This window comes from Massilia sp. Dwa41.01b (assembly GCF_014171775.1).
Classification (GTDB): domain Bacteria; phylum Pseudomonadota; class Gammaproteobacteria; order Burkholderiales; family Burkholderiaceae_D; genus Telluria.
Genome location: NZ_CP050454.1, coordinates 2,283,296 through 2,304,548, shown reverse-complemented (window position 1 = coordinate 2,304,548; position 21,253 = coordinate 2,283,296). Strand labels below are relative to the sequence as shown.

The 21,253-nt window shown below is 66.8% G+C and carries 19 protein-coding genes, 4 tRNA genes and 5 pseudogenes; 15 read left to right on the top strand and 13 right to left on the bottom strand.

Going from position 1 to position 21,253, the window contains the following annotated elements; all coding sequences use genetic code 11:
• Position 1: 1 nt before the first annotated feature.
• The 4 genes and pseudogenes from G4G28_RS10515 (at position 2) to G4G28_RS27465 (ending at position 2,849) form a co-directional block, all read left to right on the top strand.
• The gene (locus tag G4G28_RS10515; RefSeq protein WP_182988227.1) at positions 2-241 is read left to right on the top strand and encodes a hypothetical protein; all 240 of its coding nucleotides are present in this window, start codon (positions 2-4) and stop codon (positions 239-241) included.
• 319 nt (positions 242-560) lie between these two features.
• Positions 561-1,733 carry a tetratricopeptide repeat protein gene (locus G4G28_RS10510; RefSeq protein WP_183108337.1) on the top strand — a complete coding sequence of 391 codons (1,173 nt, stop codon included), beginning with the start codon at positions 561-563 and terminating at the stop codon, positions 1,731-1,733.
• Positions 1,717-2,226: pseudogene (locus G4G28_RS27470) on the top strand (DUF1176 domain-containing protein); the annotation flags it as partial. The gene G4G28_RS10510 and the pseudogene G4G28_RS27470, both read left to right, overlap by 17 nt.
• Positions 2,211-2,849 carry a DUF1176 domain-containing protein gene (locus tag G4G28_RS27465; RefSeq protein WP_267875277.1) on the top strand — a complete coding sequence of 213 codons (639 nt, stop codon included), beginning with the start codon at positions 2,211-2,213 and terminating at the stop codon, positions 2,847-2,849. The pseudogene G4G28_RS27470 and the gene G4G28_RS27465, both read left to right, overlap by 16 nt.
• Positions 2,850-3,012: 163 nt before the next feature.
• Here G4G28_RS27465 and G4G28_RS10500 read toward each other — a convergent pair whose 3' ends face one another.
• Positions 3,013-3,204: a hypothetical protein gene (locus G4G28_RS10500; RefSeq protein ID WP_182988224.1), complete on the bottom strand. Its 192-nt coding sequence runs from the start codon at positions 3,202-3,204 to the stop codon at positions 3,013-3,015.
• Positions 3,205-3,602: 398 nt separating this feature from the next.
• Here G4G28_RS10500 and G4G28_RS10495 point away from each other — a divergent pair, with 398 nt between their 5' ends.
• On the top strand, positions 3,603-4,853 hold the full coding sequence (locus G4G28_RS10495; RefSeq protein ID WP_183108336.1) for an alpha/beta fold hydrolase: 1,251 nt from the start codon (positions 3,603-3,605) through the stop codon (positions 4,851-4,853).
• 432 nt (positions 4,854-5,285) lie between these two features.
• Here the strand turns inward: G4G28_RS10495 and ligD are convergent, their stop codons facing one another.
• The gene (gene ligD / locus G4G28_RS10490; protein ID WP_183108335.1) at positions 5,286-8,042 is read right to left on the bottom strand and encodes a DNA ligase D; all 2,757 of its coding nucleotides are present in this window, start codon (positions 8,040-8,042) and stop codon (positions 5,286-5,288) included.
• A gap of 231 nt (positions 8,043-8,273) precedes the next feature.
• On the opposite strand from ligD, the gene G4G28_RS10485 reads away from it, so the two are divergent.
• The gene (locus tag G4G28_RS10485) at positions 8,274-8,612 is read left to right on the top strand and encodes a hypothetical protein (protein ID WP_182988221.1); all 339 of its coding nucleotides are present in this window, start codon (positions 8,274-8,276) and stop codon (positions 8,610-8,612) included.
• Between the two features lie 108 nt (positions 8,613-8,720).
• Positions 8,721-9,668: a D-2-hydroxyacid dehydrogenase gene (locus G4G28_RS10480; protein WP_182988220.1), complete on the top strand. Its 948-nt coding sequence runs from the start codon at positions 8,721-8,723 to the stop codon at positions 9,666-9,668.
• A gap of 6 nt (positions 9,669-9,674) precedes the next feature.
• Here the strand turns inward: G4G28_RS10480 and G4G28_RS10475 are convergent, their stop codons facing one another.
• The 4 genes and pseudogenes from G4G28_RS10475 to G4G28_RS25755 all read right to left on the bottom strand — a co-directional run bounded on the left by G4G28_RS10475 (position 9,675) and on the right by G4G28_RS25755 (position 13,107).
• On the bottom strand, positions 9,675-10,370 hold the full coding sequence (locus G4G28_RS10475) for a pilin (protein WP_183108334.1): 696 nt from the start codon (positions 10,368-10,370) through the stop codon (positions 9,675-9,677).
• Between the two features lie 199 nt (positions 10,371-10,569).
• Positions 10,570-11,367 (bottom strand): sensor histidine kinase, encoded by a 798-nt coding sequence (locus G4G28_RS25765; protein WP_229507997.1) that lies wholly within the window; start codon positions 11,365-11,367, stop codon positions 10,570-10,572.
• 85 nt (positions 11,368-11,452) lie between these two features.
• Positions 11,453-11,818 (bottom strand): annotated as a pseudogene (locus tag G4G28_RS25760) (GAF domain-containing protein); the annotation flags it as partial.
• A gap of 59 nt (positions 11,819-11,877) precedes the next feature.
• Positions 11,878-13,107 (bottom strand): triple tyrosine motif-containing protein, encoded by a 1,230-nt coding sequence (locus tag G4G28_RS25755; protein WP_229507996.1) that lies wholly within the window; start codon positions 13,105-13,107, stop codon positions 11,878-11,880.
• Here G4G28_RS25755 and G4G28_RS25750 point away from each other — a divergent pair.
• Positions 13,084-13,395, top strand: coding sequence for a hypothetical protein (locus tag G4G28_RS25750; RefSeq protein ID WP_229507995.1), 312 nt, complete (start codon positions 13,084-13,086; stop codon positions 13,393-13,395). The genes G4G28_RS25755 and G4G28_RS25750 overlap by 24 nt on opposite strands.
• A gap of 70 nt (positions 13,396-13,465) precedes the next feature.
• Here G4G28_RS25750 and G4G28_RS25745 read toward each other — a convergent pair whose 3' ends face one another.
• Together G4G28_RS25745 and G4G28_RS25740 are read right to left on the bottom strand one after the other, a co-directional pair.
• Entirely contained in the window at positions 13,466-14,056 is a 591-nt protein-coding gene (locus G4G28_RS25745) for a hypothetical protein (protein ID WP_229508072.1), read from the bottom strand.
• The gene (locus G4G28_RS25740; RefSeq protein ID WP_229507994.1) at positions 14,004-14,501 is read right to left on the bottom strand and encodes a two-component regulator propeller domain-containing protein; all 498 of its coding nucleotides are present in this window, start codon (positions 14,499-14,501) and stop codon (positions 14,004-14,006) included. Before G4G28_RS25740 ends, G4G28_RS25745 begins: the two co-directional genes overlap by 53 nt.
• A gap of 112 nt (positions 14,502-14,613) precedes the next feature.
• Between G4G28_RS25740 and G4G28_RS10465 the strand changes: the two genes are divergently transcribed.
• The 5 genes from G4G28_RS10465 (at position 14,614) to G4G28_RS10445 (ending at position 16,449) form a co-directional block, all read left to right on the top strand.
• Positions 14,614-14,690, top strand: a tRNA-Arg gene (locus G4G28_RS10465).
• Positions 14,691-14,871: 181 nt separating this feature from the next.
• Positions 14,872-14,948: transfer RNA gene (locus G4G28_RS10460), tRNA-Arg, on the top strand.
• Positions 14,949-15,097: 149 nt separating this feature from the next.
• Positions 15,098-15,174 (top strand) — tRNA-Arg (locus G4G28_RS10455).
• A 232-nt stretch (positions 15,175-15,406) separates the two neighbouring features.
• Positions 15,407-15,483 (top strand) — tRNA-Arg (locus tag G4G28_RS10450).
• A 423-nt stretch (positions 15,484-15,906) separates the two neighbouring features.
• The gene (locus G4G28_RS10445) at positions 15,907-16,449 is read left to right on the top strand and encodes an FxDxF family PEP-CTERM protein (protein ID WP_182988218.1); all 543 of its coding nucleotides are present in this window, start codon (positions 15,907-15,909) and stop codon (positions 16,447-16,449) included.
• A 92-nt stretch (positions 16,450-16,541) separates the two neighbouring features.
• On the opposite strand, the gene G4G28_RS10440 is transcribed toward G4G28_RS10445, so the two are convergent.
• The 5 genes and pseudogenes from G4G28_RS10440 to G4G28_RS10420 form a co-directional block, all read right to left on the bottom strand.
• On the bottom strand, positions 16,542-17,522 hold the full coding sequence (locus tag G4G28_RS10440; RefSeq protein ID WP_183108333.1) for an ATP-binding protein: 981 nt from the start codon (positions 17,520-17,522) through the stop codon (positions 16,542-16,544).
• A 286-nt stretch (positions 17,523-17,808) separates the two neighbouring features.
• A pseudogene (locus G4G28_RS29030) lies at positions 17,809-18,270 on the bottom strand (CHASE sensor domain-containing protein); the annotation flags it as partial.
• A gap of 161 nt (positions 18,271-18,431) precedes the next feature.
• Positions 18,432-18,665 (bottom strand): YfiR family protein, encoded by a 234-nt coding sequence (locus G4G28_RS29025; protein ID WP_183108332.1) that lies wholly within the window; start codon positions 18,663-18,665, stop codon positions 18,432-18,434.
• Between the two features lie 88 nt (positions 18,666-18,753).
• Positions 18,754-18,807: pseudogene (locus tag G4G28_RS29020) on the bottom strand (hypothetical protein); the annotation flags it as partial.
• Complete coding sequence (locus G4G28_RS10420) at positions 18,804-19,049, bottom strand: hypothetical protein (RefSeq protein ID WP_183108522.1); 246 nt, start codon at positions 19,047-19,049, stop codon at positions 18,804-18,806. The gene G4G28_RS10420 and the pseudogene G4G28_RS29020, both read right to left, overlap by 4 nt.
• A gap of 608 nt (positions 19,050-19,657) precedes the next feature.
• Here G4G28_RS10420 and G4G28_RS10415 point away from each other — a divergent pair.
• Positions 19,658-20,205: pseudogene (locus tag G4G28_RS10415) on the top strand (2-hydroxychromene-2-carboxylate isomerase).
• A 576-nt stretch (positions 20,206-20,781) separates the two neighbouring features.
• The gene (locus tag G4G28_RS10410; protein WP_183108331.1) at positions 20,782-21,132 is read left to right on the top strand and encodes a response regulator; all 351 of its coding nucleotides are present in this window, start codon (positions 20,782-20,784) and stop codon (positions 21,130-21,132) included.
• The last annotated feature ends 121 nt before the right edge of the window (positions 21,133-21,253 follow it).

Here is a 21,253-nt window from a genome sequence, read left to right as displayed (position 1 = left end):
GATGGGTGACTGGATCGACCTGCTGCAATGGCCCGCCATGGCGGTGAGCCTCTACGCCGCCTTCATGATCGGCTCGAAAAAAGCCGGGAAGCGGATTTTCGGCTTCTGGATGTTCATCCTCAGTAACGTCCTGTGGATCATCTGGGGCGTGCACGACGAAGCATGGGCCCTGATTTCGCTACAGGTGGCGCTGATGGCGATGAACATCCGGGGCATTTTCAAGAACGAGTCGCCGGGCTGACGGTTTTTGTTCGCCCGCGGCAAGGAGCACATTCACACCGGCGGCGTTGGCGTCGCCATTCGACAAGGAGGCAGTATGCGCAAGATGATCATGATGGCAATTGCAACGTTCATCTGGAAGAAAATCCAGTCCAGGGCATTCAAGCAGACCTATAACGGCACCACCACGCGCCGCTATTGAATCGTGCCTGGGAAGCGGGCGCCTGCGCCTGCGGCGGCCCACCGGCCGGCTCCCCGGCCGGTGGGTTGCATTCGTGATAATTCGATAGACACCGGCAGCGCCTGCCGGGTTAGCATACGGCTTCACTTCGAGGACCGCGATGCTACGTCAACCACTCCTGGCCGCCACCCTGGCGGCCTTCTTTCCCGCGGCTTGGGCCACCACCACCTGCGACGACGCCTGCCTGAAGCGCATTGACGACGGCCATGCGCTGGTCGCCAAGGGCAAGTACAAGGGAGCATTCGCCAGTTTCGAGGCTGCCCGTGCCGGCGCCCCGCAGTCGTCCCTGCCGCTGTCGGTTGCGGCGGGACTGCTGCAGGACTTGTCGAAGTCGGCGGCGCCCGAACAGGCCGACAGCCTGCGCAAGAATGCGCGCGGCCTCGCTCAGCGCGCCCTCGAACTCGATCCGGACGACGTGCTGGCCCATGAGGCACTGCGCAAGCTCGACGAGGACACTCCCTCGCCTGTGCACCAGCCCAACGCCGCTGCGCGGACGGCGCTGGACGAAGCCGAGGTTTTCTTTTCCGAACACAAGTATCCCGAGGCGCTGGCGAAATACCAGCAAGCCATGGCGCTCGACCCGCAGGCCTCCACACCCTGGGTCGGCGCCGGCGACTGCTACTTCTTCCAGAAACAGTATGCCCAGGCCGAGCCGCTGTTTCGCCGCGCAACCGAGATCGAGCCGCATAATCCACAGGCCTGGCGCTTCCTCGCCGACTCCCTCGTCGCCCAGGGCAAACGGGAATCCGCCGACAAGGCCCTGCTTGCCGCCATCGCGGCCGATCCGTCCCAGCAGCCGAGCTGGGGCAAGCTGGCCGCACTGCGCGACGCCATGGGCCTGCCCTTGAGTCCGCTGCGCTTCCGGCGCGGGGTGAGCGTGTCGAAGGACAAGGACGGCAAGGACAGGGTCGTGCTCGACCAGGATGTCGTCGGCCGCAGCGACGGTCCGGAAGGCAGCTTCCGCCTGGCCCTGGCGCTGGGCGAAATCGAAGCGCGCGCCGTAAAGGACAAGCAGGCTTCGGCTTTCGAGGTCGAGCTGCATGCCTGGCGCCGCGCCCTGCAGGTGTTGGATGATCTCGGCAGTACACCCGACAAGCAAACGCGCGACCCGGCACTGCGCCGGCTGCAGGCCATGGCAAAGGATGGCCAGCTCGAGCCGGCCCTGCTATTGTTGATGTACCGCGGAGCCTACCGCCCGGCACTGCAAGCCTGGCTGGCGCGCGACCCGGGCGGCGTGAACCGCTTCATCGACCGCTATGGCGTCAGGCCCTGAACCCCGGAAAGATATGGACATCGTCACACCCCGCACGGCCCTGGTCAGGGGCATTTACGCGCTCGTCGCCGCGCTGGCGTTCGCGCATCCCGCGCTGGCGAACGCACCCCGCGGCATTGCTTTCACCCATGAGGATTGGGAGCTCGCCTGCGACAACACACGTACCTGCCGCGCCGCCGGCTACCAGAGCATCGCGGACGATGACAGTGGCGACGACGCCGCGCCCGGCAAGACGCTGCCGGTGTCGGTCCTGCTGACCCGGAAAGCCGGGCCGGACCAGCCCGTCTCGAGCGAGATCCATGTCGGCCACTACGGGGAAGACGACGCGGAGGTTCCGCCCGGGCGCTCCCTGAACATGCGGATCGACGGCAAGCCGGCCGGACAGGTCGTGCTTCCGCAAGGTAAGTGGTTCACGGCGCTCGCACCCGCGCAAACGGCCGCATTGCTGCCGGCCCTGCTTCGCCGCAGCACGATCGAATGGACGGAGGGTCGCCGGACCTGGCGGCTGTCCGACAAGGGTGCTGCCGCGGTCCTGCTGAAGATGGACGAGTTCCGGGCCGCCTCGGCACGCCGGGTGCGCTCGTGCGCAAGGGCAGCAAGGACGAGCGCACGGTGCTGCCAGCCGTGCCGGCGCCGGTCGTCGTCGCGGCAAAGGTCGCGCCCGTCGACCAGCCCGTCGATTTGTCCGCGTCAAACCTGGCATCGCTCCGCAAAGCCCTGGCCGCTTCCGTCGGGGACAATTGTCCCGCCATGGCCGAGGCGGGCGGCGAGCCCGATTCCGTGAGCCTGCAGCGCCTGTCGCAGGGAACGCTCCTGGCATCGGCCACCTGCTGGATGGGGGCGGCCGGTACCGGAGAAGCCTACTGGACGGTCAACGAGCGTCCACCCTTCGCGCCGAGGCTCGTCTCGACCATGGGCACGGACTATGCGGATGGGAAGATCAGCGCCTCGGGATCGGGCGGAGGCTACGACTGCATGCACATCGACGAATGGACCTGGGACGGCAAGCGCTTCATCCAGACCGAAAAAGGCACGACGGGCATGTGCCGCGGAATCGACATGGGCGGCGGGTGGTCCCTGCCGGTGCTTGTTACCGACGTCCGGCGTGGCCGGTGAAACCGCAGTGAGCCGGGCGCCCAGGCGCCTCGGAAACGCTGGCAGAGCTAGCCAATTTCGCTAAAAAGATCGCGGGAATCGGGAAGCGCGGCCACCTGTCGAGGCCGGCTTCAAGAGCACCGGCGAGCAGACGATTATCCTTGGATGTGCAGGCGCTAACGGCTTACCGAGGGGGTCCCCGGCGGACCGTGGCCAGCTCGTGCGCGTGATATTTTTCAAAATCCCACCGCTCCTGCTCGAGTATGGCCGGGAAGTTCGAGCATACAAGCCCGAATTCCTCCTTCGAGTGCTGTGCCAGATCTTCCTTTTCGATAATTTCCGGCAAGTCGGCGTACATTTTCTCCAGCTGCTTCATGAGCATCGGCGCGAAGCAAAGCGTTCATCGCGAACATTCCGCTGCCATTCGACCCCTCGGTTTGGCGACTGCGCTATTGCTCTTCTGGTCAGAACAGACTGTCGAAATTACACAGTGCGCATCCCACAGCGCTTTCTTGTCGGGCTGCGCGCTCCCCCTCGCCGCCGCGTTATCACATGCATATCGATTAATTTACCTGGAGGAAATTTTGTCACCTAGAATAGGCGTCATCACGACAATGAAGGGAAGCAGAGACATGAAGACGGCAATCCTCAAGCCAGTGGCATTCGCCGCACTCCTGGCCGCGCAGGCGGCAGCCCAGGCCGGCGTCCTGGCCGATCACCCCGGCCGCTGGATGGGAGCGATCACGATCCCGGACGGCCCTACCCTGCGTCTCGGTGCCGACGTCTTCACCCGCCGACGGGGCGGCCTGGGCCTCGATGGCCAGTCCCGACCAGGGGCAGTACGATATCCCGCTCAAGAGCGTCAAGGAAGACGGCGCCAATGTGGACCTGGTGCTGGGCTTCGGCACCCTGGCCATGACCTGGGAAGGCGACCATTTCAAGGGCACCTGGAAGCAGGGCGGCGCTGAGTTTCCCCTGACGCTGCGCCAGGTCGCCGAGTTCCCGCGCAAGGCGCGCCCGCAGACGCCCCAGGCCCCCTTCCCCTACCGCGACGAAACCCTGGCCATTCCCGGCGGCGATGGCGTCATGCTGGGCGCGACGCTGTCGCTGCCGGCGAAGGCCAAGCGTCCGCCGGCCGTGGTGCTGGTGCATGGCAGCGGCCCGTCCACGCGCGACGCCGACATCGCCGAGCACCAGCACTTCCGTGTGCTGGCCGACTACCTGGCGCGCCACGGCATTGCGGTGCTGCGTTACGACAAGCGCGGCAACGGCCGCTCGAGCGGCGACTTCAACACCCTGACCCGGGACAAGCTGGCCGACGACGCCCATGCCGCCGTACGTGCGCTGCGCGCCAGGGGTCAGTTCTCGAAAGTGGGCCTGATTGGCCTTTCCGAAGGCTCGAGCTTGTCCGCCACGGTTGCGGCGCGCGCTCCGCGCGAAGTCGGTTTCGTCGTCTCGATGGCGGGCGTCGGCCTGCCCGGCCTGCAGAACATGCTGCTGCAGGACCGCATCGAGAGCCGCGACGCCGGCGCCACGCCTGAAGAAGCCGAGCGCATCGTCGCCTATGCCGCCAGCTACTACCGCATCGTCGTCGACGAAGCCGATGCCGATGCGCGCATGGCGGTCTTGAAGGGCCTGCAGGAAGCGCAGCCCGAAGCGCAGGCGCTGCTCAAGAAATACAACATGCACCATGGTTCGCTGCGCCTGGAGGAAGCACGCAATCCCCGGCTGCGCACGGTCCTGAGTGCCGATCCGGGCCGCGAATGGCGCGCCGTGCGCGCGCCGGTGCTGGCGCTCAATGGCAGCCTCGACCACCCGGTACCGGCCACGGAAAACATCGCCGGCATTGCGGCGGCCCTGCGCGCAGGCGGCAACCGCCGCGCGGACAGCGCCATCCTCCCCGGCCTGAACCACCTGTTCCAGACCGCGAAGACGGGTGGCACCGCCGAATATGCCACGATCGACGAGACCATCGCACCGGCTGCGCTGACACGGGTGGCGGGGTTCATCAACAAGCAGCGCTGAGCCCGCGCCAGCGGATTGTCCTGGCGGCTCGCCCCGGCAGTATCGATGAGGATGTCCCCGGGCGCAGTTGCGGGGCGCGCGAGGCTCGGTAGCTAAGTACTCAACCGGAAATAAATGTGAGTTTTGGCAAACAGAACCGGACGTGCCGGTTCGGATGCGGTGCAAGGCGGCGAGTGCGCCGCAGTGCGAGCACTGCCCCGCAAGCGGACGCGAGCCGACGCAGCAACGCGCCGGTTCTGGAAGCCAAAAACACATTTATTTTTGGGTGAGTACTTAGAGCCTATCCCGATAGTCCGGAGTCGCTGCTGGCGCGCCTGACAAACGCGTGCTGCGTTGCTCGTCGTTGCATGGCCAGCCATGCGGCCTCCTCGCGCCTTGCCCGCGCTTGCCATGCATCGCCACCAGCTTTCCCCGGACTACTGGGATAGGCTCTTAGGGCTTGTAGCCCAGCTTCTTCATTGCCGCCGTCAGCGTCCGGGCCGCCTTGTCGTAGCCGTCCCAGGGCGCGTTGCCGACTTCAATCCGCTCGCCGATGTTCATCACGTTCCACTGGTCGCTCGATCTCAGGTCGGCCAGTTCATCCCATGCCAGCGGCACCGACACACCCAGGCCGGGCCGTGCCCGCACCGACCAGGCGCAGACGGTGGTGGCGCCCTGGCCGTTCCTCAGGTAGTCAATGAAGATTTTTCCCACCCGGTTCTTGGCGCCGCTCTTGAAGGCGAAGCGGTCCGGCAGCGTCGAGGACAGGTGCTTCACCACCGCCTGGGAAAAGCCCTTCACGGTGTCCCAGTCGAGCCCGCCCTTGACCGGCACCACCACGTGCAGGCCCTTGCCGCCGCTGGTTTTCAGAAAGGCCGGCAGGCCCAGCTCCTCCAGAAAAGCGCGCATCAGCTGCGCGGCTTCCTGCATGGCCGCCCATTCGACGCTTTCGCCCGGGTCGAGGTCGAAGACGAAACGGTCGGGCGTCTCGTAGGCTTTGCTGGTGGCGTTCTGGGTGTGGAACTCGATCGCGTTCCACTGCGCCGCGGCCAGGATGCCGGCAATGTTGTCCACTTCCAGCATCGGCGGATGGTCCGGGTCGAGCGCCGTGTCCATCTGCTTCATGCCGGGCAGCTTCTTGATGTCGGCGTGCTTCTGGAAGACCAGGTCGCCCGCAATGCCGGCGGGCGCTCGCACCAGGGACACCGGGCGCCGTTTCAGGTGCGGCATCATCAGCGCGCCCACCTGGGCATAGAAGCGCACCAGGTCCATCTTGGTGGCGCCGCTTTTGGCGTCGACGACGCGCTCGCCGTGGGTGACCTTCAGGGTGGCGGGCAACCCGGCGACGGTCTCGTCGCCTTTGCCCGCCGGCGCCGCTACGGCAGCTTCAGCTGGTGCTGCTTTCTTTTTGCCGGCTTTTTTCGCGGGCGCGGCCGCGTTCTGCGCATTGTCCTGCATCTCGACTTCCTCCACGGGTTTGGCGACTTCGCGCGTGATGCCTTTTGCCGGCTTGTCCTTGCGCAGGCCCTGGAATACCGGGTGGCGCACCGAGCCGGTATTGGTCCACTCCGAGAAACTCACTTCGGCCACCAGCTCGGGCTTGACCCAGTGGTGCTTGCGGCCCGGGACCGAGCGCGGAGGGAAAGGGCTGACGTCGGTGTCGAGCGCTTTCAGCTTCGCGGTCACTTCGCGCAGGCTCTCCGCATTGAAGCCGCTGCCGACATTGCCGGCATAGCGCAGCACCCCCTCCTGGTCGTAGGTGCCGAGCAGGAGCGAGCCGACGCCGGTGCGCGAGCCCTTGGGGTCGGTGTAGCCGCAGATGACGAATTCCTGGCGCAGTCCGCACTTCAGTTTGATCCACTCGGGCGAGCGGCGCGATACGTAGCGCGAATCGCGCCGCTTGCCGATCACGCCCTCCAGGCCGATCTTGCAGGCGGCGACTACCAAGCCTTCCGGATCGGTGCCGAATTCGTCGGAAAAGCGCACTTTTTCAGAGCGCTTCGCGCCTTTCAGGGCCGCTTCCAGCAGCGCACGGCGGTCGACCAGGGCGGCGTTGCGCAGGTCGTAGCCGCCCAGGTAGGGCGCGTCGAACAGGAAGTACATGATGTCGGCGCCGTGGCTGCCGTCGAAGGCCAGCTGCAGCATGCCGAAATTCGGGCGGCCGTTGGCATCGTGGACGACGATCTCGCCGTCATACCAGCCGTCCGGCATGCCCATGCGCGCGATCTCTTCCTGCAACGGGCGCAGCTTGTCGGTCCAGTCGTTGTTGTTGCGGGTGATCAGGCGCACGGCGCCGTTCTCGATCCGCGTGAGCATGCGGTAGCCGTCGAACTTGACCTCGAACACCCATTCCTCGGGGTTGGCCGGCGGGCTGTCGACCAGGGTGGCCAGTTCGGGGGCAAATTCCTCGGGCAGCGTGACCTCGACGACGCCGGCGGGAAGCGCCGCGGCCGATGCCGGCTTCGCGCCGCGCCTGGCCGCAGCCTTGGCGGCCGGCTTCGAAGCGGATTTCCTGGCCGCTTTCGTGCCTTTACCGCCGGTCTCGTCGGCCACGCCTTCCGCCACCGCTTCTTCCGCGGCCGCGTCGGCTTTTGCCTTCGTCGCCCTGCCCGCCTTGCTGGCACGCGCCTTGGCCGGGACTTTTTCGCTGCTGCCCGGCATCGGCAACGACTTCACGCTGTCCGGCATTTCCTCGACCACCGAGTATTCCTCGGCCGGACGCGCATAGTCGTCCTTTTCCTTGATCAGGAGCCACGGCTCCTGTTTTTCGTCGCCATGCCCCTTCATGCGCACCAGCACCCAGCGCCCGTGCATCTTGTGGCCCTTCAGCTCGAACTTCAGGTTGCCCTTGCGGTAGCCCTCGTGCGGGTCCCCTTCCGGCGTCCAGGTGCCCTTGTCCCAGATGATGACCTTGCCGGCGCCATACTGCTTTTCGGGGATCGTGCCCTCGAAGTCGGCGTAGGAGATCGGGTGGTCCTCGACGTGTACGGCCATGCGCTTGTCCTGGGTGTCGTAACTGGGGCCCTTCGGCACCGCCCAGCTCTTCATGGTGCCGTCGAGTTCGAGGCGGAAGTCGTAATGCAGGCGGCTGGCCCAGTGCTTCTGGATGACGAAGGTCAGCGCCTCGCGGCCCGGCTCGCCGCCCTCCGCGGGCTCCGAGGTGATCGTGAAGTCGCGCTTTTCTTTGTACAGCTTGAGGGCGTCGGTCATGGCTGGCTCCTGCGAATCCTGGTGCGGCCAGTCTAGGACGCACGGCGCGGCGCGACTGTACGGCAGCTAACCGTCGGGCCCGGGTGGCGTGAGGGGCCGTTTGTAACCGGATGTAAAAGCACGTCAACGCCTTCGAAGCGGCCCACGTTAAGGGCACAGTAGCACCGGACGGCCCGCCCAGGCGTTCACCCGGGGAACCACCCTTTTTCCACTACTGAAGGAAAGATCACCATGAGCAAAATCGTCGCTACCCTGATCGCCGGCCTGTTCGCCACCTCGGCATTCGCACAGACCGCCGCGACCCAGGCGACTACTCCGGCGGCCAAGGCCGAAGCCCAGGAAGCCAAGGATGTTGCGAAGGCGGATGCGAAGGTACAAAAGGCCCAGGCCGAGGCGAAAGCCGACGTCGCCGACGCGAAAGCGGACGCCGCGAAGACCAAGGCCAAGGCAGAGAAGAAAGCCACCAAGAAAAAGGCCGAAGCCAAGGCCGACGCCGCGGAACACAAGGCCGAACACAAGGCCGACAGCGCGGAACACAAGGCGGACACCACCGCCGCAGCAAGCAAATAAGACCCACCGCTCAAGCCCCGAGCACCGGAAGACAGGGTTCGCCCTGTCTTTTTTTCGTCCTGGCCAGCCATGGCCTACAATCGGCCATCCAACCTGACTTCACGCGCCATGCACAGCATCGTCTTCCTCGACCGCGACAGCCTGAACGCCCGCTTGCGCCGCCCGGCCTTCGCGCACGCATGGCGCGATTACCCGGCCACCGCCCCCGACCAGGTGCGCGAACGCCTGCAGGGGGCCAGCATCGCCGTCACCAACAAGGTGCCCCTGCGTGCCGAGGTGCTGGCGCGCCTGCCCGACCTGCGCCTGGTGGCCATTGCCGCCACCGGTACCGACAATGTCGACCTGGCCGCCTGCCGCGAACGCGGCGTCCAGGTCGTCAACATCCGCAATTATTCCCTCGCGTCCGTGCCCGAGCACTGCTTCACCCTGATGCTGGCGCTGCGGCGCAACCTGCGCGCCTATGTCGCCGACGTCGAGGCCGGGCGCTGGGAGCATTCGAACCGCTTCTGCCTGCTGGACCATCCGATCGGCGACCTGGCCGGCAGCCGCCTGGGCATCGTCGGCTTCGGCGCCCTCGGCCGGCGCGTGGCGCGCATCGCCCAGGCCTTCGGCATGGAGGTCTGTACCGCGACGCGTTCGCCGATCGATGTCGATGGCGTCGCGCAGGTGCCTCTGGACGAACTGCTGGCCAGCGCCGACGTGGTGAGCCTGCACCTGCCCCTGAACGAGCAAACGCGGGGCTTCATCGGAGCACGCGAACTGGGCCTCATGAAGCGCACTGCCCTCCTGATCAATACCGCGCGCGGGGGACTGGTCGACGAAGCGGCCCTGGCGGCGGCGCTGATGGCGGGCAGCGTCGGCGGTGCGGGCTTCGATGTGCTCAGCCTCGAACCGCCCGCCCCTGGCAATCCCCTGCTCGGCCTGCGCCTGCCGAACTTCATCCTCACCCCACACGTCGCCTGGGCCAGCGGCGGCGCAATGCAGACGCTGGCGGACATGCTGGTCGATAACATCGAGGCCTGGGAGGCCGGGCGGGCGATCAACCTGGTCGGGTAGTTTTTTTTACAGGGCGAACGGATCGGCCACGTTGTAACTGCACGCCTTCGGCAGTTGCCGGCGCGGGATCTCGCCGTACAGGCAGCGCCAGCTGATGCTGCCATCGGCTTCCAGCGTCGGGGCCAGGGAAAAGGTCTTGCCGCGCAGGCGGCCGACGTTGACCGTCACCAGCAGCTGCCCACTGCGCGGGTCGATCGCCAGGTGGTCGACGCTGGCCGGCAGCGGCGCCTGGAAGCCGGCTTCGTCCAGGTCGCGCGGCAGGGCGCGGTGTGCGGCGATATGGCGCCCCACGGCCTGCGCAGCCTCGTTCGCATAGCCATGGGCCGCCGCCAGCGGCGCCCGGTACTGGCTGTCCTGGTACATCGGAATGGCAACCGCCGCCACGATGCCGATCCCCGGGATGGCAAGGCCGAAGACGAGGGCCGCGATGCTCCAGCGCCGCTGGACGCGGTTGAAATGCGCGACGCTGTCCCAGCGGCGGTTCTGCCATGCCCATTTGCGCCCGTTCACGCCCAGCACGATGCGCATGACGAAGCCGATGCCCGGGAACAAGGCAAGCAGGCCGATCCAGTTGCCGTTGCAGACGGCCCAGATCCAGCTGAAGACGAAACCGCCCCACGACCACCGTGCGACACCGTCGGGCAACGCATGGAACTTGCCCATGCCGGAGGTGTTCTCGATCGCCTCACCGAAGGGATGCATCCCGGATCCCGGGTTCGTTTCCAAAAGCTGTTCAGACATGCCCTGTTCCACCGTTTCTCAAAAGAACAAAACGGGATGCTGACACATCCATAATTTCCTAACAATAATATTTAGCGCCGACCCGATCGCGACGGCGGCCGGCGCGGCATCGGTGCAACACCGGCGCCGCCGTTTCGCGGCGCCGGCAGGAAGAGCCGGGCTAGGCCGGCAGGCGCCCTTCTTCTTCCACCGGCCGCGCCTCGGCCGCCACCAGCGGCAGCGTCAGGATGAAGCGCGTGCCCTCGCCGAGCGTGCTTTCGACACGGATGCTGCCGCCCAGCAGCGTGGTGGCAATCGTATGGGCGATGTTCAGGCCCAGGCCCGTCCCGCCCTGCCCCATGCGCGTCGTGAAGAAGGGATCGAAGACCCGGGCCAGGTGCGCGGGCGCGATGCCGCGGCCGTCGTCCTCGAAGACGATGCGCACCCAGGCCTCGTCGATCGGATCGGCCGAAAGGCGCATGCTGCCGCCCGGCTCGTCGAAAGCGTGCAGCAGCGCGTTGTTGACGAAGTTGATGATGACCTGGCCGAGGGGGCCGGGATAGCTGTCCATCACGATCCCCTCGGGCACCGCGAGCACCAGGCTGTGGCCGCCCAGGCGCACCTTGTTCATGACGGTGGCCGTGATTTCGCCGCTGGCCTGGGCCAGGTCGAAGCGGCGCCGCGCGGCGCTGGCCTGGTCGACCGACACCTGGCGGAAGCTTCCCACCAGCTCGGCGGCGCCATGCAGGCTGCGCACGATCAGCGCCGACGCCTCCTCGGCCGCGCCAATGTAGCCGGCCAGTTCCGAACGGCGCAGCGTGGCGGCCTCGAAAGCTGCCTTCACGTGGCAGGTCTTTTCCTGCAGGGTGCTGGCCATGAGCAGGCTGTTGCCGATCGGGGTATTCAGTTCGTGCGCCACGCCGGCCACCAGCGAGCCGAGCGAAGCGAGTTTTCTGGGCCGCCAGCTGGGCCTGGGCATCCTTCAGCTGGCGATAGGCCTGGGCGTTGTCCAGCGCCACGCCGACATAGGCGGCCAGCGTGCGCAGCATGTCGAGGTGCATGCGCTGGTAGGCGGCGGGCCGGAAGCTCTGCACGCAGAGCACGCCCAGCACCCGCTGGCCAACCGTCACCGGCACGTACATCAGCGCACGCGGCAGCGCGTCCGGCCGGGACGGTTCGCCGTCGCAGGGCAGCGTCGCCGCCGCCACCGCATCCGGCTCGGCCGCCGGCAGGTAGCGTGCCGACTCGCGCGCCAGGTCGTTGATGAAGACTTCGCGTGCCTGGTCGAGGCACCAGCCAGCGAGCTGGCGCGGGTCGCGCCGTTCGCGCGCGCCACCGCTGCAGCGGCGGCCCTCGATGACGGCATAGGGAAAATCGAACTGTTCGCCGTCGGGCCGCGCCACCGCCACCGCGAATACCGGAGCGTCCATCAGCACCTGGACGTGCTCGTAGAGCGTGGTCATGATGGCCTCGGTATCGAGGTTGGCGGTCAGGCGCCGGCCGATATCGGACAGCAGGGCGATGTTGCGCCGTCCTGGTCGGCCGCCTCGCCCAGCTGCTCGGCTTCGCGCTTGCGCCGTTCGGCCGCGTCCTTCTGCAGTACCAGCTCGGCGGTGCGGGCGCCGACCTGGCGCTCGAGCATGCCCTTCTGCTGCACCAGCGCGCGCACGCGCAGCCGGTAGGCGGCCACGCCGAGGCTGGCCAGCAGCGCCGTGGCCAGCAGGCGGAACCACCAGGTCTTCCACCAGGGCGGCGTCACTGTGATCGTCAGCGCCGCCGGGGCCTCGCTCCAGACCCCGTCCTTGTTGCTGGCACGGACACGGAACACGTAGTTGCCGGGGTCGAGGTTGGTATAGCTGGCGAAGCGCTTGGTGGCATCGGTGTCGACCCAGGCTTCGTCGAAGCCCTCGAGCCGGTAGGAATACCGGTTGCTGGCCGGGGCGGCGTAATGCAGGCCGGCGAACTCCAGCGAGAACGCCGATTCGCGGTGCGACAGCGTGATCTGGCCGATGCTGCCGACCGGGCCGGGCAGCGGGTGGGGCTTGTTCGCCACCAGGAAATCGGTGATGCGCACCAGCGGCGGATAAGGGTTGTCGCGGATGCCATCCGGCAGGAAGGAACTCAAGCCGTTGACGCCGCCGAAGTGCAGCTGGCCATCGGGCCCGCGTGCGGCCGAGCCGACGAAATAGCTGCCGCCCGGCAGCCCGTCCTTGGCGGTGTAGTGCTTGAAGACGCCACTGCCCGGCTCCAGCCGGCTGATGCCGTCGGTGGTGCTGACCCATACGCGTCCCTGCAGGTCTTCCAGGATCGCGCCGATCGGCGTGGCCACGCGCGCGTTCGATACCGGCATGAAGCGGAAGGCCGGCCTGGCGCCGCCCTCCATGCGGTGCAGGCCGCTTGCCGTGCCGAGCCAGAGTTCGCCGCGGCTGGAGTACAGCAGGTCGTAGACGCGGCTGTTGCGCATGCTGTCCGGGTCCGCTTCATCGTGGCGGAAATGGGTGAACACGCCTTCGCCGCGGTCGAAACGGTCGAGCCCATTGTCGGTGCCGAGCCAGAGGATGCCGGCGCGGTCTTCGGCCAGCGCGAACACGGTGTTGTCGCCCAGGCTGCGCGGGTCGCGCGGGTCGTGCTGCCAGTGCCGGCGCACGCGCAGGTCGGGCCCCAGCAGGTACAGCCCGGCCCGCGTGAGCACCCAGTGCGCGCCGTCGCGCGTGCGCACCACGCCCTGCACCGTGGCCGTGCCCAGCCCGGGCAGCTCGACCCGGCGGAAGCGCCCCCGGCCAGCCCGGACCAGGCCAGGGCGCCGGCGCTGCCGACCCAGAGCCGGCCCTCGGCGACGCTCAGGCTGTGGATGACGTCGTCCGGAAGGCTGTCGGCGCGTCCGGGGACGTGGCGCAGCTGTTCGGTGCGTTCGCTGGCCGGGTCGACCAGCACCAGGCCGCCGCCGGTGGTGGCCAGCCAGAGCTTGCCGTCGGCGCGCACGGCGACGTCGCGCGCCTTCTCGTAGCCGCTGCGAAAACCGCTCTCCGGCCGGAAGCTGTAGTGGGAGAAGCCGCCGCTGGCCAGGTCGGTGCGGTTCACGCCGCCGAAGCGGGTACCGGCCCAGAGCGTGCCGGTACGGTCAATGCGCACCGCCACGATCTGGTTGTCCGACAGCGTGGTGCGGTCGAGCGGCTGGCTGCGGTAGGAAACGAAATGGCCGCTGGCAGGGTCGCGCCACTTGAGGCCGTCGAAATCGGTGCCAACCCAGAGCGTGCCCCAGGATCGTGGTAGAGCGCCAGCACGCGCACCTCGCCCAGGCCCTCGGCGGCGGTGACGGCGCGGCGCTCCGGCTGGGGCGTGGCGACGTTCCATGCTTCGAGCCCGGCTTCGCTGCCGACCCAGAGCGTATCGCGCGGCCCCATCGACAGGGCCAGGATGCGGGAGCGGCGCGGGTCGCTTGGCGCCGGCAGGTATGCGATGCGGGTGGCGCCCGGCGCCAGGCGCCCGATCCCGCCGGCGCCGCCGATCCACAGGGTGCCCGGGCATCGAAGGCGAGTGCCCTGACGACATCGTCGCTGCCGCCATCGAGCCGGTGCAGTGTGCTGAAGGCACCAGTGGCAGGGTCGAAACGTTTCAGGCCCCTCGCTGGTGCCGAGCCAGAGTGCGCCCCGGCGGTCGGCGGCAATGGCGTTGACGCTGCGGTTGCCGTCCTGGGGCGCGAGCGTCGCGCAGCGCGTAGCGCACGAACTTGCCGCTCGCGGGGTCGAAGCGCGCCAGGCCGCCCTTGGTGCCGAACCAGAGGCGGCCCTCGGCGTCCTCGAAGGACGCGTTGACATAGCCGTCGGGCAGGGAGGACGGATCGCGCGGGTCGCTGCGGTAGACGGTCATGCGGTAACCGTCGTAGCGGTTCAGCCCCGCCTGGGTGCCGAACCACATGAAGCCCTGGCGGTCCTGCAGGATGTTCATGACCGATTCCTGCGACAGGCCGTCTTCGATCGACACCCGTTCGAAACGCAGGTTGCGCGCCACGGCAAGCGCGTCGTTGGCAAACACCGCGAACAGGACGGCCAGGCCCGCCGCCGGCAACAGGCGCGCCCGCAGGGACAGGACGCGCTTCATGAACCCCAACATAGTCTTCTTGGATCGAATACAGAGTGCTTCAATCTACCAGAGCCGGCCTGCGAGTTGTAATAAATTAAGACTTCCTCAAATAACATGCCACTGCTATAATGCGTCTCACGGGGCGGCTGTAGCTCAGCTGGATAGAGTACTTGGCTACGAACCAAGGGGTCGTGGGTTCGATTCCTGCCAGCCGCACCAACCAATACAAAGGCCAGATCTCAGGATCTGGCCTTTTTCATTTCCGGCCCGTCTGCACGGGAACCTGCCCGCTTTTCATCGCATCCGGGGTGCCCGCCTGCCGCCTTCCCGGCCCCTTTCGGACACGCCCTGATGGAAAGCTTGGCAATTGCGCACTGCCCCGCTATAATGCGTGCTTCGGGCGGCTGTAGCTCAGCTGGATAGAGTACTTGGCTACGAACCAAGGGGTCGTGGGTTCGATTCCTGCCAGCCGCACCACGAATACGAAGGCCAGATCGCAAGATCTGGCCTTTTTCGTTTGTCGCGCCCCTTTCCATGTCGCGACTTACGGCGCTTCCCATGCGATTTTCCGACATGCAATAAGCGCTTCCCAAGCGCGGCACACTTCGCTATAATGCGTGCCTCGGGCGGCTGTAGCTCAGCTGGATAGAGTACTTGGCTACGAACCAAGGGGTCGTGGGTTCGATTCCTGCCAGCCGCACCACGAATACGAAGGCCAGATCGCAAGATCTGGCCTTTTTTCGTTGTCGCGTCGCGGCGGCCGGGGCAGTTTCGACGGACCTCCTGTTCTTTCGACTGCAGAGGGCACGCTGAATCGCAGGGTGGCTGGACGCGCAGGCGGCATCGATGCCAACCCGATGTTCCTGCCAGGGCAAAGCCGCCTGCCCCAGGCCTCTTCCCATTTCCGCCAGGTGCCGCTATAATGCGTGCCTCGGGCGGCTGTAGCTCAGCTGGATAGAGTACTTGGCTACGAACCAAGGGGTCGTGGGTTCGATTCCTGCCAGCCGCACCATCAGTTTCAAGAAAATGGCTCAGAAGCGATTCTGGGCCATTTTTCTTTTCTCCCGTCTGTTTCTTCTGTCACTCCCCAGCTTCTACCCGGCACACCCGTCTTTTGCTGAGCAAACATACGCCAGTCTTAAATCTGGCTTAGCTCTGCCAAGGATTCCCCCCTCTCTTTATGTAGGCATAGGCTGACAGCATCACAGCAATGCGATCGCATTTTCTACTCAACAATTGATCCGGCACTGCTCTCCTATGAAACCGACGGGTACATGGGCATCACCGTTGAATATTTCTTTTACGCAGCAACTGTCGCCGCACAGTCACACCTCTTGCAATCGTCGCGCGCGCCTCCCTGCGTTTGCTAGCATGAAGTCCCCCGATTGCTACAACCCAGCCGCATGACGCGACTGGATTCTTTCGTGAGGTTGATATGAAAAAATCTTTGATTGCTGCAATCGTGTTGGCGAGCGCGTCCTTCGGCTCGGCGCCGGTGCTCGCGCAAGTCATCGGCAACTCGCCCCAGGCGCTCGACCTGGTCGACATGAGCGCTTATTTCGGCGACAGCTTTGAGGAAGGCAACAGCGGCAGCACCTTCGCCGACCGCTTCACGTTCACCGTCGACGGTACCGTCGGCATGAACCTCGATGCGATCGTCGCTTCGGTCAGCCGCTCCGCCGACGTCGGGCTCGACATCACCGGCCTGTGGCTGTACGACGGCAACGACACGCTGATCAGCCAGGGTACCTCGATGAGTACCGGGGCGACCGATGTCTGGACCGTGGCCGGGGGCAACCTGGCTGCCGGCGACTACACCATCCGGGTGAACGGAAATATGGTGTCGGACGATGGCGCTTCCTTTGGCGGCGCCATGATGCTCGCACCGGTTCCCGAACCCGAAGCCTACGGCATGATGCTGGGTGGCCTGGGCGTGCTGGGTCTGCTGGCACGGCGCCGCAAAGCCAGGCGCGGCTGACCCTCCGGGTTGACCGCTGGCGGAACGACGGGGGTGCCCTGCATCCCCGTCGTTCATTCCTTCCCTGCCGCCCGGCGCCTGCCGGGGCAGGCTCAGGTACGCAGCTTCTTGATGATGCTGCGGTTGCCGAGAATTTCCTCGATCTGCTCGAAGCGCACCGGCTTGACCATGTGGTGGTCGAAACCGGCCTCGAAGGCCAGCTGGCGGTCCTTTTCCTGGCCCCAGCCAGTGACGGCGATCATGGTGGTCATGGCCCCGCAGGACAGCTTGCGGATGCCGCGCGCCAGGTCGTAGCCCGACATCTGCGGCAGGCCGATGTCGAGGAACGCATAGTCCGGACAGAAGCGCGCCGCGGCGGCCAGCGCGTCGGGCCCGTTATGGGTGATCACCACGCTGTGGCCCATGGCGGTCAGCAGTGCGCCGATGCTGTTGACGAAGTCGACGTTGTCGTCGGCCAGCAGGATGCGGTAGGTCTCGGTGCTGATGAAGGCCGCCGGGGTCGGCTTGGCCGGCAGTTCCGGCTCGACCACGATCGGCAGGCGCACCGTGAAGCGGCTGCCGCGGCCCAGGCCCTCGCTGTGGGCGGCGATGCTGCCGCCGTGCAGCTCGACGAGCTTGCGCGCCAGAGACAGGCCCACGCCCAGGCCGGCATTCGTGCGCTCCAGGGTCGAATCGACCTGGACGAACATCTCGAACACCGAGTCGAGCATGTCCGGCGCGATGCCGATGCCGGTGTCCGCCACGTCCAGTACCAGGGTCCTGTCCTCGACGTGGGCGGACAAGCTGACGCGTCCGCCGCGGTTGGTGTACTTGGCCGCGTTGTTGAGCAGGTTCGACAGGATCTGGGCCAGACGCGTGGCGTCGCCGTGCAGGAACACAGGCCGGTCCGGCAGGTCGATGGCCAGCTCGTGGCCGTGCAGTTCGATGTAGGAACGCACCACTTCCAGCGCGTCGTTCACGACCGCCTTGAGTTCCACGCGGCCCATCTTGATGGCGAACTTGCCGGTATTGATGCGCGAGACGTCGAGCAGGTCGTCCACCAGGCGCACCATCTGGCGCAGCTGGCGTTCCATGATGTCGGTGGCGCGCTGGGTGGCCTGGGCGTCGCCGCTGCGGATGCGCAGGATGTCCAGGCCGTGCGAATCGGCGCCAGCGGATTGCGCAGCTCGTGCGCCAGGGTGGCGAGGAATTCGTCCTGCGCCGGTCGGCCACGATCAGCGCCTGCTCGGCCTTCTGGCGCACGTCCATCTCGCGTTCGAGCGTGCGGTTGGCCGTCTGCAGGGCCTCGGCGCGGCGGCCGATCTCGGCCAGCATGTCATTGAAGGCATCGACCAGCACGCCGATCTCGCCGCTGTTGTTGCCCGGTACGCGCAGGGTGAAATCGCGCCGCTGCATTACCTGGCGTGCGACGTTCGTCACGGCTTCGAGCGGGCGCGTGATCGCCGCCTGCAGGCGCGAAGCCACCAGCGCCGCCACCACCAGCGCGCCCAGCATCACGCCGCCGAGGATGGCACCGTAGTTGAGCAGGCGGTCGACCAGCCCATAGCGCGAGCGCAGGTAGAGGGTGCCGACCGCTTCGCCGTTCTCGACGATGGCGCGCCAGACTTCCAGTTCGCCGTGGTCGATGCGGTAGCTGTTCGTCTGCGGCCGCGCGGGAAGGGTCTGCTCGGTACCGGCCTTGGCATAGGTGGCGAAGCGCACGCCGGTATTCGTGTAAACGGCGCCGGCCAGGATTTGCGGACGCGCGCGCAGCACGGCCAGCTGCTGGGTAGCGGCGGCCGCATCGTTGAAGGCGAGCGCCGGCGCGGTAACGCTGGCCATGATGTCGGCCTGGGTGCCCAGGTCGTCGACCCAATAGCGCTGGAAGGTGCGCAAATCGAGCAACAGCATGGCGATCGAGGCCGACAGCAGTGCGGCCAGGGTCGTGAACACCGCCATCTTGATCAGCTTGCTACGGACGGTGCCGCTATCGCGTGCATTCATCAACTATTTCCTTTTACCACGCGGTTGGCCACGGTCAGCAGCCGCGAACTGAGTTTGACATTGTTCTTTTCCGCCGAATCGAGCGACACGTCAAAACGTACGCGCTCGTCGACTATCCTGAAATTGATCACGCTGCCCTGCTGCAGGCCGAGATCGCACTCGGTGACGGGAAGCAGTGCGCCGGGGGCGGCGCGCAGGATGCGGCCGGTGCGCGCGCTGTCGTTGCCGGCCACGAAGAGCAGGTGCACCGGCGCGGACCAGCTCGCCTTCGCGCAGCGAGCGCACCACGAGGGCGCGTCCGCCGACCTGGCGCCCGGCGACGACGCGGGTCAGTTCGGCCGCCATCTCGTCGGAGCCGACGACACCGATCGTCACCGGCGCGCCCTGGTCGGCAAAGGCACCCGCCGGAAACTCGGCATAGCCCAGAATTTGTAGAGGAAGGCGGCCTTGACGCGGCGTTCCAGCGCCAGGCTGCCGGCGCTCTGGGCCAGCACCGGTATCGGCACCACGGCGGCCGCCGCGCACGCGGCCGCGGCGCACGCGAGCAGCCAGCCGGCCAGGCGCATGCCCGGGGCACGGCGCCCGGGCAAGAAAGAAGAGAGACGGTGTCGAATCATCGGCCGAGGTTCGGTTGCTGGAACGTGTGCATCGTCGCGGGCCGTCCTGGCCATGGCGCGGCGGCTTGCACATCGAGCTCATGATATCGCGCCATGGCCGCTTGCAGCAGCTCCGTTGGCCGCGGCCCGGCGCGCGCGCGCGCCGGGTCGCGGCCAGGCCCGCCTACCCTTGACGAATGTGGCGATAGGGGCAGCCGGGCTGCGGCAGGCGAACTACACTGTCGTGACATATTTGCCATGGTAAAACATTTTCTGCGATGCACCAAGCAAATGCGCTCCCGTGCGGCCCTCTCACGAGCCATATGAATCGTCAATGACAGTCATTGCGAATATAAATTGGAAATAATTATTGCGCAGCAGCATAATCCTTCCTGTCTCCTCTATATTCCTCCTCGGAAATAGATTCAGCCCGCTCCCGCAGCGGGCTTTTTTTTGCCCCTGGCCCTGGCGCCCTGCCGCCGTGCCGCCTCGGGCTGCTGCTATCATTGCTCGATGCCCACGCCCGGGCGCCACAGGAGACGGCCTTGCCATCCCGCGACACCGCGACCGGCCCCGTGGCCATCGAATGCTGGTTCGAGTTCGGCAGCACCTACAGCTACCTGTCCGTCATGCGCATCGAGGACCTGGCGCGCGCCGCCGGGGTCGCCGTCGCATGGCGCCCCTTCCTGCTCGGCCCGATCTTCCGCGAACTCGGCTGGAACACCTCGCCTTTCGTGCTGCAGGAAGCGAAAGGCCGCTATATGTGGCGCGACATGGAACGCCAGTGTGCGCGCCTCGGCCTGCCATGGTGCAAGCCCTCGGCCTTTCCCCGCCGCGCCTTGCTGCCGATGAGGGTGGCGTCCCTGGCGGTGCACGAGCCCGGATGGGTGCCTTCTGCCGCCGTGTCATGTTGCAGAACTGGGTGGAGGACCGCGAGATCGACGACGCGCAGGCCGTGCTGGATGCCCTGGACGGCCTGGTGCCCGATGCGCAGGCGCTCCTCGACGCTGCCCAGGCCCCGGAGGCGAAACTGCGTCTGCGCGAGCGCACCGAGGCCGCCGCCGCACGCGGCATCTTCGGCGCGCCGACCTTCTTCACCGGCGACGAGATGTTCTGGGGGAACGACAGGCTGGAGGAGGCAATTGCCTGTGCCGGCGCCGGCCATGGCCTGCCCTGATGCCGCGCGCCGGCCGCGACGCACGGACGCGTCGCCAACCGCTGCGCATTTAGTGTACGATTCGACCATGTTTTCGAATATTTAACAGGCCGTTTCCCATGCTTTCTTCCGGTATGTCTGCCCGCAGTGTTTCCGCCTATGACTGGAGCGCCACCTCGCTCGGCGATCCGGCCGGCTGGCCGCAGCCGCTGCGGGTAGCGGCCGACCTGATGTTCAATACGCCGCTGCCGATGCTGCTGCAATGGGGGCCGCAGTCGGCGGTCCTGTGCAACGAGGCCTACGGAGCCGTGGCCGGGCCCGCGTTTGGCCACGTGCCGGGCGGCTCGGTGCCGCCGGTGCTGCCGCCGCCGCTCGCCGCCGCGCAGGAAGGCGCCGCGCGCGCCTGGCGCGGCGAGGCGGCACTGGTAGCGGGAGCGGCCGTCGGCTTCGGCGGCGCGTCCGAGCGCTACGACCTGTATTTCACGCCGCTGTTTACCGAGGGCGCCACCGTGGGCGGCATCGCCTGCGCGCTGGCCCCGGCAACGCGTGCGGCCTCCGCGGAACCGGCCGCCGATTCCGGCACCCTGTCGATCCCCGGTGGTCGAGGACAACCTCGACTCGCAATACCGGGTGTGCGAAATGCTCAAGGCTTTCGGCTACGAGGCCGAAGGCACGGCGCACCCGGAAGACGCCCTGCAGCGCATGGGCGCGCGCCGCTACCACGTGCTCTTCACCGACGTCAGCCTGCCCGGCATGTCCGGTGTCGACCTGGCGCGCGAAGCCCTGGTGCGCCATCCGCACCTGAAGGTCATCTTCGCCTCCGGCTACGGCGACATGTTGCTGCGCCACCTGGACTTCCCTTACCAGTCACTGCAGAAACCATACGAGCTCGACCAGTTGCAGGACGCCCTGCACAAGGTGGCCGACCAATTGCGGACGGGCGCCTGAGTGCTGCACCAGCGTGTGCGACAGCGCCCGGCCGCTGGGCTAGAATGGCCGGGAGCCAGGGCACGCGGCGTCCTTGCGCGTTGCCGACAGCTTGACCATCATGACCTTCGCCCAACCGCAT